Consider the following 15,031-nt stretch of genomic DNA (forward strand, 5'->3'; position numbering starts at 1 on the left):
GGCGCAGCACTTCTTCCGGCGCTCGATCGACCCCGCCCGGCTTCGGCCGAGGCGGGGTCTTTTGCTTCCCTGGGGAACCGGTGGAAAAGACCGTGGACCGGCTCACGCCGGTCCCGGGGGTCGTTCCGTGGTGGTCGCAGCCGCGCGGTGCGCGGCGCGGCCACCGTTACCGAATCGTCTGTTCTTGAGAGCCACGACCCACAGGAGTAGCCCATGACCGTCCCTCTCCGCGCAGCCCAGCTGCCCGTCAAGTACGAACGGGCCGAAGGCTCCGCCCGGCACGGCCGGACCATCTACGAAGTCGCCGGCTCCGGGCTCTACCAGGTGACTGCGGCCAGGGAAGAGTTCGCCGTCTCGACACTCACGCAGTCGGGATGGACGGAGCTGATCACGCTCGACGAAGGCGACGGGGTCTCGAACGTCCTGGAGGCCATGCAGATCTGGCTGGACATCCAGACCCCGTCGCCCCCGGCCGGCGACAGCGCCGCAGGGCAAGGCGGCGGTGCCGATGACTGACCTGACCGGAACGATTGCAAGCCTCACCGAGAAGGCCGCAGCCGCTGTCGTCACCTCCCGGGGCCTCACCCATGAGGACGGGGAATCCGCCCTCGCAGCCCTCGGCTGGGCCCAGGGCGCGGCGATCACCCACGAGGACGCGTTCCGGGCCTTCACCCGGGCCCTGATCGACGAACTCGGCGTGCCGGACCTCCTCGCCGCCAAGATCGAGCTGCTCGCCGAGTACAAGCTCGACTACCCCCAGGACTACGCGCCGGACGACGTCGCCCGCATGCAGGCCGAGCTGACGCGGCTGCGATCGCTGCAGCAGATGCTTGCAGGACCCGCCGACTGACCGTTTCCGGACACAGCAAGAGGCCTGGACTGCGCTGAAGGTCGGCGCAGTCCGGGCCCCAGGCCTGCTCTCACGCCGTGGGCGGGATGAGCAGCGAGGCCCCGGCGTAGATGAGATTCGGATCCTGGATCCGGTTCTTCTCGACCAGGGCCCCGATCGGCACTCCGGTCTCCGCCGAGATCTCCGTGAGGGTGTCACCCCACTGGATCACATACACCCGCGGCTGTGGCTTCGGCTCGGGGACCTGCGCCGGCTTGTCCTCGTCGCCCTTGCCCGACGCCGAGGTGCCCGAACCCTGGCCGTCCGCAGAGCTGCCGTTACCGGCCTTGGCCTCGAAGGCGTCCGGGACCCCGTTGCGGTCCCGGTCCGGCAAGGTCACCGTCACGGTGCCCTCCTCGTGCTGGGAAGCTGCCGCCGCATCGCTCGCCGGGCTCCGGTCAGCAGTGAGGAGCTGCGTCGCGCCCCAGCCGGCGAACAGCAGCGCGCCACCGGCCATGATCCCGGCCGCCAGCACCGGTCCACCGCCATAGCCCAGGGGCCCAAGCCGGTCCCGCCGCTGCACCGCCACCCGGGCCGGGGGAGCCGCATCAGCGACCTTCTCCTCGGGCCTGTGCATCGTATCCGTCATCCCTGTCCCTCTCTATCCAGCTCACCATTTGTGACCATTCGAGTCCTCATGCACATTCTACTCGTAGTCCAGTGCCTCTTGATAGAATAGGAGAAGGAATAGACGAGTCATAGACCAGTCCGACGGGCCGCCACGAACCACCGAATCACTCAACAGAAGGAACCCACCACCATGGCCAACTACTCCATCTCCGCCAACCAGCTCACCGAGGGCACCAGCGTCTTCATCCGCGGCAAGCTCGCCTTCGCCCGGCTGACCAGCCTCATCGAGGGTGCTGCCCTCGCCGCCAGCGACCAGCGCAAGGTCCAGAACGGCATGAGCCCCGTGGGCAAGCCGCACACCACGGCGACGATCACCGAGGCCGAGGTGCAGTTCGCCGACCCGGCGAACCCCACGGTCGAGGAGCAGTTCGTCTCCGAGCGCCGCTACACCTCGAAGAAGAACCCAGCCTCGGGCGCGAACTACTCGATCGACTCCAAGGGCACGAACCTGCCGATCATCGCGATCCCGTCCGAGAAGGGTGATGGCACCTACGACCAGGACACCTCCGGCCAGGAGCTGGCACAGGGACTGGACGTGACGCTCGTGCTCCGCGTCTACAAGCCGAAGAACTTCGCCAACCGCGGCCTGTCGCTCGACCAGGTGATTGTGCACGAGACCCCGCGCTACTACAACGCCGGCGGCGTCGCCAGCGGGGAGCTCGCGGCCCGCGGCATCGTCTTCAACGCCCCGCCCCGCGCGGTCCAGGCCCAGCCGGGCTCGGGCTCCGCCGTCGGCAACGGCGAGGAGCCGGTCGCCACCGAGGTCGAGGACGGCTTGTCCTTCCCGGCCCCGCAGCCCGCCGTCGCGGCTTCAGTCGCGGCTCCGGTCCCCGCCCAGGCCCACGCGCAGGTCCTGACCGAACCGGTCGCGGTGACTCCGCAGGCGGCCCCTGCCGTGGCTCCGGTTGCCGCCCCGGTCCCCGCGGTGCAGCCGCAGCAGGAGACGCCCGAGCAGAAGCTCGCCCGCCTCGAGCGTGAGAACGCCGAGTTGAAGAACGCGGGTTCGGCCGTGGGTGCTCCCGCCGGCCAGGGCCCGTGGGGCGGCTCCGGCGATGCCCAGCAGGCCGGAATCACCTACCAGGGCTGATCCAAGGCCGATCCGACCGACCGAACCCCCAGACGAGACCCCCGTGCAGGCATCCATGCCGTACGGGGGTCTCGTCTTTCAGGGCCGGAGTGCAACCCGGCCCTGTTTTCATCCGCTCCCGACAAGAAGGCATTGATGTGACCGCCGTCGATCCCCGCGCGATCTTCCCCAGCTTCTATGACAACCCCGCGATTCGCGCCCTGGCGACCGCCTGCCGCTGGACCATCTCCGGCCGGCTCGGCGAGCTCGACGACGAGGACTCCGGCCGCAAGGCACCGATCGATGTGCGGCACCTGCTCGACGGCTGCAATCCGGGCTGCCGCCACGCAGGCCCCCTGCGCGGAGCTTTCGCCCTGGACGCGACCTGCCTGCTCACTCTCGACCAGCTGGCCGCCACACTGCCGAACGCGGCGAACGCTGCCTTCTACCTGCAGGCCCCCTCCGACGGTCTGATCGTGATCGACGTCGAGCCCGGTTGCCCGCCGGACGTGGCCGCAGACATCCTGCGCCTGCCCGGAATCCTGTACTCGGAGCTGTCGATGTCGGGCCGGGGCTTCCACCTGGTCGCCCCGCTGCCTGCCAACCTCCACGACTTCCCGATCGCCGCTGACAAGCGCGTCCTGCGCGAGGAGCACGGCTGGTACGAGGTCCTCCTGGACCATTGGTGCACGTTCACCCGCAACCCGGTGCCGCAGCGGATCGTCGAACACGTTGCGGCGCGACCAGCCTCCGACCGGTTCTCTTCGGTGGCGGACCTGTATGCAGACCTCGCCGCCAAGGCCAAGCCAAGCATCAGCATCCCCTCGACCGCCGTCGGCACGGACGGCGAAATGCCCGACATCCCGTACGCCGAGGCCATCGTCGAGCAGACACTCGCCGGCTCCCGCGACCGGCTGAAGACGCCCGAGGACTTCGACAACGACCGCTCCCGCTGGGAGTTCTCCGTCCTGGGTGTCCTCTACACCGGCATGCAGCTGCCGTTGCGCACCTACCGGTCCTTCGGCGCGCAGTTCTCCTCCGGTGACGAGGCCTGGCTGCTGTACAAGACCTCGCTGGCGGTGATCGAGCCTCGGCCCAAGCACGCCCAGATGCGCAACGGCAGGCCGTTCCTGCTGGACCGTGCCGCTGCCCTGGTGGCGGCACGGGAAGCCTCCGCCGAGGCGGGGTGAACCTTTGGGGGTTGCCCATCGGTTTGGCGGTGGAACAAGGACTGGATCGGGCGGAGCCCGATCGGGGATGGGGAGGCGGTGGGCTTCTGAGCCCGACCGCCCCCGTCACCGGGCCTTGTGGCCCTGCTTCCGACATGTCCCGTACGGCGCTCAGCCCTGCCGTGGGTCCGTCTCCCGTCTCACCTGCTCACAGCTCACCCACGACCAGAAAGACATTCCCATGAAGTTCAACGACACCCTGACGACTCTGATCCAGCAGTCCCTCGAGGTCGGGGCCACGCCCGCGCTCATGGGCGAGCCCGGTATCGGCAAGTCCTCCTTCGTCGAGGCTCTCGCCTACTCGATGGGCACCAAAGCCTTCGTCCTGCCCTGCAACCAGCTCGCCGACAAGGCCGACCTCACCGGCGCGCGCCTGGTGCCCTACGAGAAGACCGACGGGACACAGTCCTACAAGCAGGTCTTTTACCCGCACCAGGTCATTCAGGAGTGCATCGACTACGCGCTGGAGAACCCGCGCGAGTGGCCGATCCTCTTCCTCGACGAGATCAACCGCACGACCTCGGACGTGACCTCCGGCGCGCTCACCCTGGTGACCCTGCGGCGCATGGGCCACATCGAACTGCCGGAGAACGTGCGCCTCATCGTGGCGGGCAACGACAAGGGTAACGTCACGACTCTCGACGAGGCCTCGCTGTCGCGCTTCGCGATCTTCCACGTCGAGCCCGATGCGACGACCCTCATGTCCGTCCTCGGTGACGCGCTCAACCCCTGGGTGAAGAAAGTCCTCACCCAGCACCCCGGACTCATCTTCCAGAAGTCGACGCCGAACTCCATCGTGGCCGACGGCCGCGATGACGACGATGACGACGGCAACGTCACCATGGCCGAGCTGTTCGACGGCGGCGAGGAGATGAACCAGCTCACCACGCCGCGCACCATCGACCACCTCTCCCGGTGGCTGAACCGCGTCGACCGCCAGGAGCTGGCAAGCCACCTGGCGACCCCGGTCCAGATCGGCGGCCGCGACACCTCGCTGCTCAACGAGGCGATCGAGGCCTTCACCGGCGACACCATGTTCACCACCCAGCTCGTGGCGGTCATCGCCGAAGACCTCGCATCGAACTCGGGCGGCCCGGCACACAACCGAGTCAACGTGCCAAAGCCGAACTGCTACGCGACCCTCAAGTCCGCGGGCACGGTCACCGACCTCGCCGCGCAGATCTCGGGCCTGACCCAGAACGAGGTCTCCGGCTCGCTGCTCTACGCGATGAAGGAGAAGGATGACAACTCGCGCCTCATCGAGCAGCTGGCGCAGGCCGCCGTCCAGATTGAGCCGGAGCACACGCGCACCCTGTTCGAGCTGGTGACCACCGGGCAGTTCGACCGGCAGAACCTGGAGGCCTTCCTCGAGGTCGACTCGCCGATCGTGGCCGCGGTCAAGCCGTCCCTGTCGGCCTTCCTCTGAGCCGACCCGGCACCGGGCGGCGGGGGACGCCACCGGCTCCGTTCCGGAGCGTCCCCCGCCATCCCACGACACCCGTCGCCTCAGACCGCATTAGGAGACCACGATGACGATCACCGTCACGAACCAGAAGCCGGCGGTGCTCGACGCCCTGCACACGATCTCGTGCACGGGCGACTACGACCCCATGCCGGCCATCCAGAAGGTCCTGGTCGACCCGCTGCTGGAGCCGCTGAACCCCAGCGCTCCGGCGAGCATCGTCGACGGCTCGGGCCACGACATCACCGGCGACGTCCTGGACATCGTCATGCGCTGCCTCGGCGAGACGATGGACCCGGCCGCCGAGAAGAACGCCAAGGCGCTGCTCGGGCAGACCATGGTCAGCTATGACCAGGGCACGCCCCTGCCGGTGGGCGAACTGTTCGCTGTCCAGGCCGGGCAGCAGAACAAGTGGCCCGCGCCGTCAGCCCGGGTCCTTTACTCAGCCCAGAACGATGTCATCCCCGCGGCCAAGGGCCTGCTCGCAGGCTCCGCCGACGAGAGCGCCTTCTTCGCCTCCGTCGCCTACACCTACCACCCGAATACCCTCGGGTTCTGGTTCCAGTCCTCTGCCGCGTTCGACGGCTTCAAGATCTGGCTGAACCAGCAGGTGCAGACGATGGCCGGCGCGAACGCGATGCCGGCGGACACCCTCCGGCTGCTGAACGACTTCGCGAACCTCTCGCTCAAGGGGCTGACCGAATCGCTGCTGCTGCGCAAGGACGACTCCGACGGCAACGACGAGTTCTCTTTCGCCCGGCTGGTCATCCGCATGCTGATGACTTACGTCGACCAGCAGCGCAAGGCCGCCTCAACAGGCGCGGCCGCCCTCGACACCGGCATCATGCCGTTTACCGTCGGGGAGCTGTTCTGCCCGCGGTCGCTGGTCCTGGTCAACGTCGAGGCCCACGCCCGCGCCACCGCCGCAAAGGTAACGGGGGAGTGGAACCTCATCAACCAGTCCCTCGCCTCACCCGTGAAAGTCGTCTCCAACGCCGCGCTGTCCAAGCTGACCTCGCTCCCGCGAGCAGCTGCCAGGGCCGCTGCCATGGGCGCACGGCAGCAGCCGGGACAGCCGGGCTCGCGCTCGGCCCAGGTGAAGTTCCGCAAGGCCCCGCCCACGAAGCTGGACCTGTTCAAGGACATCACCCGGGTGCTCAAGCGCATGGGCAAGGTCAACAAGTCCCAGAACGTCTACCGGACGACGAAGACGACCTTCCTCAAGGCCAACCGCCGCAACCCGGACGACTTCAACAAGCCGGGCCGGATCACCTCGGTGCAGTACATGCCCGACCTGCACGTCTTCATCGACACCTCCGGGTCGATCTCCGAGGAGAACTACCAGGAGGCGGTGCTGATGCTCATCCGGATCGCCAAGAAGCTCAACGTCAACCTGTACTTCAACTCCTTCAGCCACATGCTCTCCCAGGAGACGCTGCTGAAGGTCGAGAACAAGTCGACGCGGCAGATCTGGCAGGAGTTCCGGAAGGTGCCCAAGGTCACCGGCGGCACCGAGTTCAAGCAGGTGTGGGACTACATCAACGCCTCCCCGGTGCGCAAGCGCCGGCTGTCGCTGATGATCACCGACTTCGAGTGGTCTCCGCCCTCGAGACGCGAGGAGCACCCGCCGAACCTCTACTACGCCCCGTGCTCGGCCATGGACTGGAAGTACATGGTCCGTTCCGCCGAGGCGTACGCGAACGGCATGCAGCACATCGACCCGAGCATCCGGCAGAAGCTGCTGGGCATGGTCCTCTGATCCTGCTCCCGGCCACAGGGGAGACGCCGACCGGCCGAACCGGCCGGCGTCTCCTCCTCCCTCAGACCTACCCGTAACCCTGCCGGGCATCCCGGCGCGCCCACCCAGCGCGCCGCCCGGCGAACCCCACCGAAGGAGGGACCCGCGATGGGCCTCAACAACTTCACGTCGGGCTCCGACGACGACACGAACAGCGGCGGCACGCCTCCGAGCTTCCCGCCCATGGGCGGCATCCCCAGCCAGGGCGGCCAGTCCGACGACGCCGTCAAGGAGCTCCTCGTCGACTACAACGAGAAGTTCAAGAACGCCGACCCGACGATGTTCCGCGACGCGCTCATCGAGCAGGTCCTCTCCGTCCTGATCAGCCGGAACAAGCCGAACGTGCTCCTGAAGGGCTCCGCCGGCGTTGGTAAGACCCGGATCGTCGAGGACATCGCCCGCCGGATCGCCCTGGGCGACACCCTCATCCCCGACCAGCTCAAGGGCTTCACCGTCTACGAGCTGCCCATCACCAACCTCGTCGCCGGCTCCGGCATCGTCGGGCAGCTGGAGGAGAAGGTCCAGGCCGTCATCGACTTCGCCTCAGACCCCAAGAACAAGGTCATCCTGTTCATGGACGAGATCCACCAAATCACCGGTGGATCCACCTCCCACACCGACTCGGTGCTGCGAAAGGTCTCGCAGGTGCTCAAACCTGCCCTGGCCCGCGGCGACATGCGCGTCATCGGTGCCACCACCTCCACGGAGTCCCGGGCCTTCGACGACGACCCTGCCTTCGCGCGGCGCTTCACCCCGCTCATCGTCGACGAACTGACCGTCGAGCAAACCCTCACGGTGCTCGGCAGTGTCCGTCCGGGCCTGGTGGCGCACTACCGCCACCAGATCGCGGTTTCCGACGATGTCCTGGCGGAGACGGTCCGGATCGCGGAGGAGAACTCCCGTGCCGGGCAGCACCGCCCCGACAGCGCCATCACGCTGCTGGACCGGGCGATGGCCGACCGTGTGCTGGAGCAGAAGAAGCTCATCGTCCAGGCCGAGGCAGCCGGAGACACGGCACTCGTGAACACCCTGCGGTCGATCCCGCAGGTGCCGCTGACTACCAAACGCGTCCTGGACGTGGCCAAGCGTCTGATGACCGGAAACGCCCAGCGTCCGGATTTCGACGTCGCAACCCTCCGGGCGACCCTGCTGGGCCGCCTGCGCGGACAGGACGACGTGCTCGAGAAGCTCGTGGACCGCCTGGCCCGCGAGGAGCTGGACCTGTTCCCGACGTCGACCCCGACAACCTGGATGCTCGCCGGAGCCTCGGGCGTGGGCAAGACCGAGACCGCGAAGATCATTGCGGAGCAGATGACCGGCACCGAGCCGATCATTCTGAACATGACGGAGTTCCACACTCCCTCGGACACCGCGAAGATCGTCGGGGCACCTCCCGGCTACGTGGGCTCGGACTCCAACCGCGAGCTGCCGTTCGACACGCTCGAGTCCAACCCCCACCGGGTGATCCTGCTCGACGAGTTCGAGAAGGCGGACAAAGCCGTGCAGCGGCTATTCCTCTCGGCCTTCGACGAGGGCTACATCCGCAACGCCCACGGCAAGGTGCTGGACTTCTCCAAGGCGCTGGTGATCTGCACGACCAACGCCGCGCGGGAAGCCCTGAACCGCAAGCCGGTCGGCTTCGGCTCGGCCCCGCCGGCGGTCTCCCACCGGTCCCTGACCAAGGAGCTGGCTCAGTTCTTCGACGCAGAGCTGCTCGGGCGGTTCTCACTCGTCGTGGGTTTCAACCCGGTCGACGAGCAGGCCTACCGGGAAATCCTCGCGGCGGAGTACAGCCGCCAGCGCGAACGGATCCTGGACGCCAGGCCCCGCCTGGGCCAGACGCTGCCCGCGTCGATCCCCGACGACGAGCTGCGTGCCGTCGCCGAGGAAACCTACGTCGACTCCCAGGGTGCGCGTCCGGCCGGCAAGGCCGTGCGCGTGTGGATCGAGGACCGGCTGCTCGCCGCCCAGGCTGCGTCGGCTGCGTCGACTGCGTTCATCCCACCCGCAGCCGCCGTCTCCGACGAGCCGGAGCCGCTGGCCGTCGATTGATCCGGCACCACACTGCGTTCGAGCGCCCCTGTCCCGGATACCTGGGGTGGGGGCGCTCGTGCGTGCGCGCACCGCGTTCGAACACAGGAAGAAGGACGTCACTGCCATGACCACCACGACCACCACCGCCGTCGGCACAGTCCGTTCGGCACAGCCCGAAGACAGGAGCGAGCAGATCTGCGGCGACGCACTGCTGCTGGTCTCCGCCCACTCGGCGGACGCGGCCGACTGCCGTGATCTCGCACTCATGCTCGGCCTTGTCGAGGTGGACCCCTCCGGGTCCGTCACCAAGGCCAATCCCTGGAACGCCGACTGAAGGTGCTTCCCGCCGGGCCTACCCAAGAGGTGAGCCTGCGATTGACCGCCGCGCGCATGGGTAGTGCGCGGTGTCCGGGTCCGCGGGGCTGACGCCGCCGCGCCCGGATTCAGGGGCCTCACGGCCCCTGACGGGTGGGTTGAGAGGAGCGCGGGAGGGCTCGTCGCCAGAGGCGAGCCCTCCCGCTCTCATGCCCGCGCCCGTGACCCAAGCGCTCGTCTACGAGCATTCGACTGACCATTCGTCTCCTGTGAGCATGGTCTATGCGGCTTCCATTCGACAAACCCTCTCGACCCGCCTACTGATTCGTTCGAAGAAAGACGACACCATGCCTATTCTGCTTGACGACATCGACCTTTCCGCAGCCGCCGTCGCTGCCCAGAAGACCGTCGACCCGAAGTTCTTCTCCTCGCGCCTGACCGGGTCCGGCAAGAAGACCGGCCTGCTCAATGAGAGCCTGCGGCCGATCAACACTGCGACCAACACCGCCTACGCGGTTGACCGCGACATCGAGGTCAAGCAGAGCTCGACCCACCACGACATCACCACCGCGCTGGTGCCGCTGGCCCCGATCACGCGCCGCTCCCTGCTCTCGGGCGGGTCGTTCACGCTGCCGGTACCGCATGTCGATGACCGCTTCGAGCTCGACATCGCCACGCCGACCAACTCCTGGGACGTGCACTTCGACATGACCCCCCAGGCCCTGACCGTGTACGAGGACAAGTCCGGCGACAAGATCCGCCGTGACCTGGTGATCCAGTACCGCCTGGAGCTCTACTTCCTCAAGCAGGGCTTGGCCGAGCCCGAGCGTGCCGTATCGGTATCCCGCTCCATCGGCTACGGTAACCACGACGCGGCGGTGTTCCTGCAGTGGGACACCAGCCCCGCAGAGAATGCCCGCGACGTCATCGAGGATGTGCTCTCGGCCGCAGGGTTGAGTGCCACCAACCTCGACAAGCTCGCCGACTGGATGGACGAGTACCCGATCTACGAGCGCATCACGCGCCTGGCCCAGATCTGGGACTCCGAGGCCATCTCGGACACCGTCTGCCAGTACGTGCAGGACATGCCGGCCAGCCCCACCGAGGAGCAGCTGAACATGCTCGCGGTGCAGCTGCGCTACCTGGAGAACTACAACGTCCCGCTGGAGGCCTACCGCCGGATCCACCAGCAGCTGGACACCACGTTCTCCGCGCCGATCGCGGCGAAGCTGTCCAAGCAGAACCTCAGCCTGCTGATGAACCACACCCTCGACCACCTGGAGCGCATGAAGGGCCAGCTCATCACGCCGCCCCAGCCGGCCACGGCCCCGGTCTTCCCGCCGCACCTGTCCAAGCAGCAGCTCGACGCGCTCAGCACGCACGAGCCGCTCGTGATGACGCAGGCAGGCGCGGGCACAGGCAAGTCGACCGTGATCCTCGAGCGCATCAAGTACCTCGAGACCTGCGGGGTGCCCGCCAGCGACATCACCGTCCTGTCGTTCACCAACGCCGCGGCCGACAACATCACGGAGAAGAACCCGAACGTCGGCTCGATGACGATCGCCAAGATGATCATCGACATCTATTCGATGAACCACCCGACCCACAAGGTCTCGGCCATCGACACGATCATCAACTCGATCGACATCTTCTACCCGAACAGCCAGTTCGCGGCGACGTTCCGACACCGCCTGCTGGAGGTCGACCAGAACAAGACCGGCGCGTTCACGGCCCTGAACACCTTCGTCGAGAACCACTTCGACGAGGTGATCGCGCTGCTCGACCGCATCGAGCAGACCTCGCTGGAGCTGCAGATCATCATCTGCTACCAGAAGATCGATGACATGTCCGAGCCTGCCCACGTGCAGAGCAAGTACCTGATCATCGACGAGGTCCAGGACAACTCGGTCTTCGAGTTCATCTACGTGCTGAAGTACATCACCAAGCACGCCCAGTCGCTGTTCATCGTCGGCGACGCCAGCCAGACGCTGTACGAGTTCCGCTCGGCCAACCCGAGGGCGCTCAACACGCTGGAGGGCTCGGGGGTCTTCGCGACCTTCCGGCTCACGACGAATTACCGGAGCAACCAGGAGATTCTCGACTTCGCGAACGTCGTGCTTGGCGGTCTGGAGACCAACCAGTTCGCCAACATCCAGCTGCAGGCCAACTCGCTGGCGGTGCCCACGGTCGACTCCTTCCAGGAGAAGGTCACCCTCAACTACCACGAGGTGGCCCGCCTGACCGGCTTCATCGCCAAAGACCTGCAGCCGCTCGTGCGCAACACGGTGATCCCGGAGTACGTTCAGGCCTGCCTGGACCGCGGCGAGCAGGTGGCCTTCCTGGCCTACGCCCGCCGTGAGGTGGCGCTGATCCAGGAAGTGCTCGAGAAGGCCTACCCGAATAAGCACGTGGCCTCGCTCGTCAGCGACCGCGTCTACGCCACGGACATCTTCTCGAAGTACATCAAGTTCTTCTGGAACGACGTCCTGCAGGTGCAGCCGGCCAACGCCTCGTTCGTGGTCTCCCAGGGGATCAAGGACAACATGGGCAAGCTGACGAAGAATGCCGGAAACGTCAACGTCGAGAAGGCAATCCTGCGCACCATCTCCGAGTGGTGGGTCGAGAACAGCGCCGCGATCAACGGCTGGGTGGCCCTGTGCAACCAGGGCAGCCTGCCTGCGAACGTGTTCTTCGACCGGCTCCGCGACAACCTCCTGTCCTTCGAGATCACGCGCAACCAGCAGAAGCTGAACGTGAACAAGCAGAAGAACCAGGAGCGCAAGCGGAAGAACCTCGAGTCCAAGGCCGACCTCGTCGTCTCGACGATCCACGGTGCCAAAGGCCTCGAGTTCGACAACGTCGTCGTCCTCTACAAGGAGGACGCGAAGATGACCCAGGACACCAAGCGGATGTTCTACGTCGCGTTCACGCGCGCCATGAAGAGCCAGTACGTGCTCTCCTACGGCACGGCGAAGAACCCGCCGATCCAGAGCAGCTACGAACAGATCGTCAACGCCCTCACCGAGCGTGACGAGAAGAACGCGCAGCGCGCTGCGGGCATCGACCCGACCCTTCTGGTCGACGACGAGGACGCCGGTACCGCCGGCGACCAGCAGCAGGTCGCAGAAGCCGTCTGACCGACGGCACCGGCGCGGGCGCTCCACCTCCACGAGAGGTCGGAGCGCCCGCGCCTCCTGCTTCCCATCCTATAAACACAGCCAATGCAGCTTCGAAGGAGCACGCCATGACCGCCACTGGAATCCAGGCCGGCTCAGAGGAGCTCGTGCCGGGCCCCGACAGTGCCTACGACCTGGTCATCTGCCACGACGACCGGATCGTCTTCCACAACCACTACCCCTCGCCAGCATTCCGGCTGCGCATGTGCGCGCAGCTGCTGACCGCCTCGGACGTCGTCCTGGGCGCAATCGACGCCTCCGCCGCGAACGAAGTGCACGAGCTGTACCAGTCCAGCTCCGGGCAGTGGGAGAGCGCCCCGGACAGCGTGGTCAACGCCATCGCCAAGCTCTGCCGCCGATGGGGCGTCCAGGTCTACGTGAGCACAACCCGCAAGAAGACCGAGGTTCCCGCCGCGCTCTATTCGGTGATCACCGAGTACGGCCCCGGACAGACCATCGCCGAGCACTTCACCTCCAGAGAGGCCCGCCGGGCCAGCCTCATCGAGCGTGCCGACATGTTCTTCAGCTCCCGCGGCAGCATCCCCGAGCGGGTGCTGGCCGACGAGCAGCGCCTCGCCGCGCTCGTGGGTGCGTTCCTCATGCCCGCCACCGTGCTCCTCACCGAGGCCGTGCTCGACGAGGCCGACGGCCACTACAAGCCCTCCGGCCGGCCACTGCCGATCCTCTGAGCACCGCCCGAGCGGACGGCCCCGACCACAACCCTGACCAGCAGACCCGGAAGGGACCCGCCATGTCCGCACCTGACACCGTCAAGCCCGAGAACCCGTACGCCCGTACGTACGCCGACTTTCTCGCCCAGACCCGGGAGCACGTCCTCGTCGTTCTGCACGACGAGGATCTCTACCGCCACTTCAGGATCCAGGCCCCAGGGACCCGCATGTGGTCCTGGGACGTCACCACCTGGCCCGGCCACCTGGCCACCAGCGGCGACATCGCCGACGGCTACATGTTCACCCGAGAACCAGACATGATCGGGTTCTTCGCGTCGGCCGGCAAGAGCGAGGGCTACTACTCCGACGGTGCGCCAAGCATCGACTTCCGCTACTGGGCCGAGAAGCTCTGCGGCGGCCGCTCCCGCGAAGTAAAGCAGTACGACCCGGATCTCTTCATCCAGCTGGTGCGGGAGCACCTCGAAGAAAGCGAGGGACTCGGCACCGAGGCCCAGGAGGTCCACCATCAGCAGTTGGCGCTGCTGGCGCGCCTGCACGAACTGCGCGGCCTTGACGGGGACGCACAGTTGGCGCTCTTCGAGGCCCACTGGACCGCCCAGGAGCACCGAGCGGCCACCGACACCGTGCTGAACCACGAGCGCCGGAACGCGGCCGCTGCGGCGCGTGCTGCCCTCTGGAGCACCGACGGCATCCCCGACGAGAAGTTCGACCGGCTCACAGAGGAACACAACTGGATGGAGATCGCCGACATCGAGGTCCCACGACATTCCCCTGCCGAGCGGCGCATGGAAATCATCGAAGACGCCCGCTGGCACGCCGACAGCGAGTCGGAGGCCCACAAATGGCTGGCTGAGCACGAGGACACCGTCGGCTCCGACACCTGGGAGTGGGACCTGCGCGACTGGGACATCCACTTCCTGTTCACCTGCTACTGCGTCGACCTGGCTGTGCGCCTCTACCGCGAGCACGCCGCCGCGAAGACACAGCAATCCGCCGCCTGAGCCGACCCCACCCACATCCCGACCCAAGGAGAACCCATGAGCGCCGATATGCTCACCGCGGCCATCGCCGTCCCGGCCAACCGCACCAAGCCGATCGACTTCGAACGCGGCCGCCTGATGGTCGAGGAGACCGCGGACCCTGAATCGTTCCGGTTCGACGACCCCGAGTCCCAGCTCGAGGAGCTGGTCGAGGACTTCGACCCCGACATGCACCTGGACGCCGAGGGCGAGCCGACCCCGGAGGTCATCAAGCGCGTCGGCCGCAGGATCATCGACGAGCTCGAAGAGGTGCTGGACTCCAGCGAGACGGACACCATCGAGGTCGCCGGCTACCGGCTGTACCTCTCCGGCGGACTCTCCTCGGGCGATTCCCCCACCGACGCCGCCGACGCGATCTGGCACGCCCACCACCTGCCGGTGACCGTCCTGCTTGCCATGGGATTCATCCCCGACTGCCGCAGGCCGCTGTCCCGGACCAACGGCAACCCCGGACCTGTGACCGACACCGACATCGTCGACGCCAATGCCCTCGGCCTCGGCACCAAGCCGGAGTGGTCCGGTGCCGACGAACTGGAGTGGATCGCCAACGCGATCGGCTCCGTCCGGCCGCACCCGGGAGACCGGGACCCTGCCGAGTACCACGCGGAGTTCACGGAGCAGCACGGCTTCGATCCGGTCGACGACAACTTTCTCATCGGCTATGTCAGCCAGTACGACAACCAGGAAGGCGGGGACTGAC

At 67.0% G+C, this 15,031-nt stretch carries 13 protein-coding genes; 12 read left to right on the forward strand and 1 reads right to left on the reverse strand.

The annotated features are described in order from the left end of the window. Window positions 1-213 precede the first annotated feature (213 nt). Both QRN53_RS11535 and QRN53_RS11540 read left to right on the forward strand, forming a co-directional pair. A complete protein-coding gene (locus QRN53_RS11535) occupies window positions 214-516 on the forward strand; it encodes a hypothetical protein (RefSeq protein ID WP_056387475.1) in 303 nt (100 codons plus the stop codon). Further along, the gene (locus QRN53_RS11540) at window positions 509-850 is read left to right on the forward strand and encodes a hypothetical protein (protein ID WP_056387472.1); all 342 of its coding nucleotides are present in this window, start codon (window positions 509-511) and stop codon (window positions 848-850) included. The genes QRN53_RS11535 and QRN53_RS11540 overlap by 8 nt, the downstream gene beginning before the upstream one ends. A gap of 70 nt (window positions 851-920) precedes the next feature. On the opposite strand, the gene QRN53_RS11545 is transcribed toward QRN53_RS11540, so the two are convergent. Further along, window positions 921-1,478 carry a LysM peptidoglycan-binding domain-containing protein gene (locus tag QRN53_RS11545; RefSeq protein ID WP_056387469.1) on the reverse strand — a complete coding sequence of 186 codons (558 nt, stop codon included), beginning with the start codon at window positions 1,476-1,478 and terminating at the stop codon, window positions 921-923. Between the two features lie 171 nt (window positions 1,479-1,649). Between QRN53_RS11545 and QRN53_RS11550 the strand changes: the two genes are divergently transcribed. The 10 genes from QRN53_RS11550 (at window position 1,650) to QRN53_RS11595 (ending at window position 15,030) form a co-directional block, all read left to right on the forward strand. Next, on the forward strand, window positions 1,650-2,606 hold the full coding sequence (locus QRN53_RS11550; protein WP_056387467.1) for a hypothetical protein: 957 nt from the start codon (window positions 1,650-1,652) through the stop codon (window positions 2,604-2,606). 137 nt (window positions 2,607-2,743) lie between these two features. Beyond that, complete coding sequence (locus QRN53_RS11555) at window positions 2,744-3,775, forward strand: hypothetical protein (protein ID WP_056387464.1); 1,032 nt, start codon at window positions 2,744-2,746, stop codon at window positions 3,773-3,775. Between the two features lie 220 nt (window positions 3,776-3,995). Continuing rightward, window positions 3,996-5,240 (forward strand): AAA family ATPase, encoded by a 1,245-nt coding sequence (locus tag QRN53_RS11560; RefSeq protein ID WP_056387461.1) that lies wholly within the window; start codon window positions 3,996-3,998, stop codon window positions 5,238-5,240. 103 nt (window positions 5,241-5,343) lie between these two features. Further along, window positions 5,344-7,035 carry a vWA domain-containing protein gene (locus QRN53_RS11565; RefSeq protein ID WP_056387459.1) on the forward strand — a complete coding sequence of 564 codons (1,692 nt, stop codon included), beginning with the start codon at window positions 5,344-5,346 and terminating at the stop codon, window positions 7,033-7,035. Window positions 7,036-7,182: 147 nt separating this feature from the next. Further along, complete coding sequence (locus QRN53_RS11570; RefSeq protein WP_082581620.1) at window positions 7,183-9,126, forward strand: AAA family ATPase; 1,944 nt, start codon at window positions 7,183-7,185, stop codon at window positions 9,124-9,126. A 106-nt stretch (window positions 9,127-9,232) separates the two neighbouring features. After that, complete coding sequence (locus tag QRN53_RS11575; RefSeq protein ID WP_142133563.1) at window positions 9,233-9,442, forward strand: hypothetical protein; 210 nt, start codon at window positions 9,233-9,235, stop codon at window positions 9,440-9,442. A gap of 328 nt (window positions 9,443-9,770) precedes the next feature. Then, complete coding sequence (locus QRN53_RS11580) at window positions 9,771-12,560, forward strand: AAA family ATPase (protein ID WP_056387452.1); 2,790 nt, start codon at window positions 9,771-9,773, stop codon at window positions 12,558-12,560. Window positions 12,561-12,667: 107 nt separating this feature from the next. Continuing rightward, window positions 12,668-13,288, forward strand: coding sequence for a hypothetical protein (locus QRN53_RS11585; RefSeq protein ID WP_056387450.1), 621 nt, complete (start codon window positions 12,668-12,670; stop codon window positions 13,286-13,288). A 62-nt stretch (window positions 13,289-13,350) separates the two neighbouring features. Continuing rightward, window positions 13,351-14,292: a hypothetical protein gene (locus tag QRN53_RS11590; RefSeq protein WP_056387446.1), complete on the forward strand. Its 942-nt coding sequence runs from the start codon at window positions 13,351-13,353 to the stop codon at window positions 14,290-14,292. Between the two features lie 36 nt (window positions 14,293-14,328). Next, window positions 14,329-15,030 carry a hypothetical protein gene (locus QRN53_RS11595; protein WP_056387443.1) on the forward strand — a complete coding sequence of 234 codons (702 nt, stop codon included), beginning with the start codon at window positions 14,329-14,331 and terminating at the stop codon, window positions 15,028-15,030. Window position 15,031 lies beyond the last annotated feature (1 nt).

The sequence above is a fragment of the Pseudarthrobacter sp. fls2-241-R2A-127 genome (assembly GCF_030209355.1).
Taxonomy (GTDB): Bacteria; Actinomycetota; Actinomycetes; order Actinomycetales; family Micrococcaceae; genus Arthrobacter.

Coding starts and splice junctions, on each gene's coding strand:
- QRN53_RS11575 (WP_142133563.1), top strand. CDS start 9,233: ATGACCACCACGACCACCACCGCCGTCGGCACAGTCCGTTCGGCACAG.
- QRN53_RS11570 (WP_082581620.1), top strand. CDS start 7,183: ATGGGCCTCAACAACTTCACGTCGGGCTCCGACGACGACACGAACAGC.
- QRN53_RS11545 (WP_056387469.1), bottom strand. CDS start 1,478: ATGACGGATACGATGCACAGGCCCGAGGAGAAGGTCGCTGATGCGGCT.
- QRN53_RS11540 (WP_056387472.1), top strand. CDS start 509: ATGACTGACCTGACCGGAACGATTGCAAGCCTCACCGAGAAGGCCGCA.
- QRN53_RS11590 (WP_056387446.1), top strand. CDS start 13,351: ATGTCCGCACCTGACACCGTCAAGCCCGAGAACCCGTACGCCCGTACG.
- QRN53_RS11565 (WP_056387459.1), top strand. CDS start 5,344: ATGACGATCACCGTCACGAACCAGAAGCCGGCGGTGCTCGACGCCCTG.
- QRN53_RS11550 (WP_056387467.1), top strand. CDS start 1,650: ATGGCCAACTACTCCATCTCCGCCAACCAGCTCACCGAGGGCACCAGC.
- QRN53_RS11580 (WP_056387452.1), top strand. CDS start 9,771: ATGCCTATTCTGCTTGACGACATCGACCTTTCCGCAGCCGCCGTCGCT.
- QRN53_RS11585 (WP_056387450.1), top strand. CDS start 12,668: ATGACCGCCACTGGAATCCAGGCCGGCTCAGAGGAGCTCGTGCCGGGC.
- QRN53_RS11560 (WP_056387461.1), top strand. CDS start 3,996: ATGAAGTTCAACGACACCCTGACGACTCTGATCCAGCAGTCCCTCGAG.
- QRN53_RS11595 (WP_056387443.1), top strand. CDS start 14,329: ATGAGCGCCGATATGCTCACCGCGGCCATCGCCGTCCCGGCCAACCGC.
- QRN53_RS11535 (WP_056387475.1), top strand. CDS start 214: ATGACCGTCCCTCTCCGCGCAGCCCAGCTGCCCGTCAAGTACGAACGG.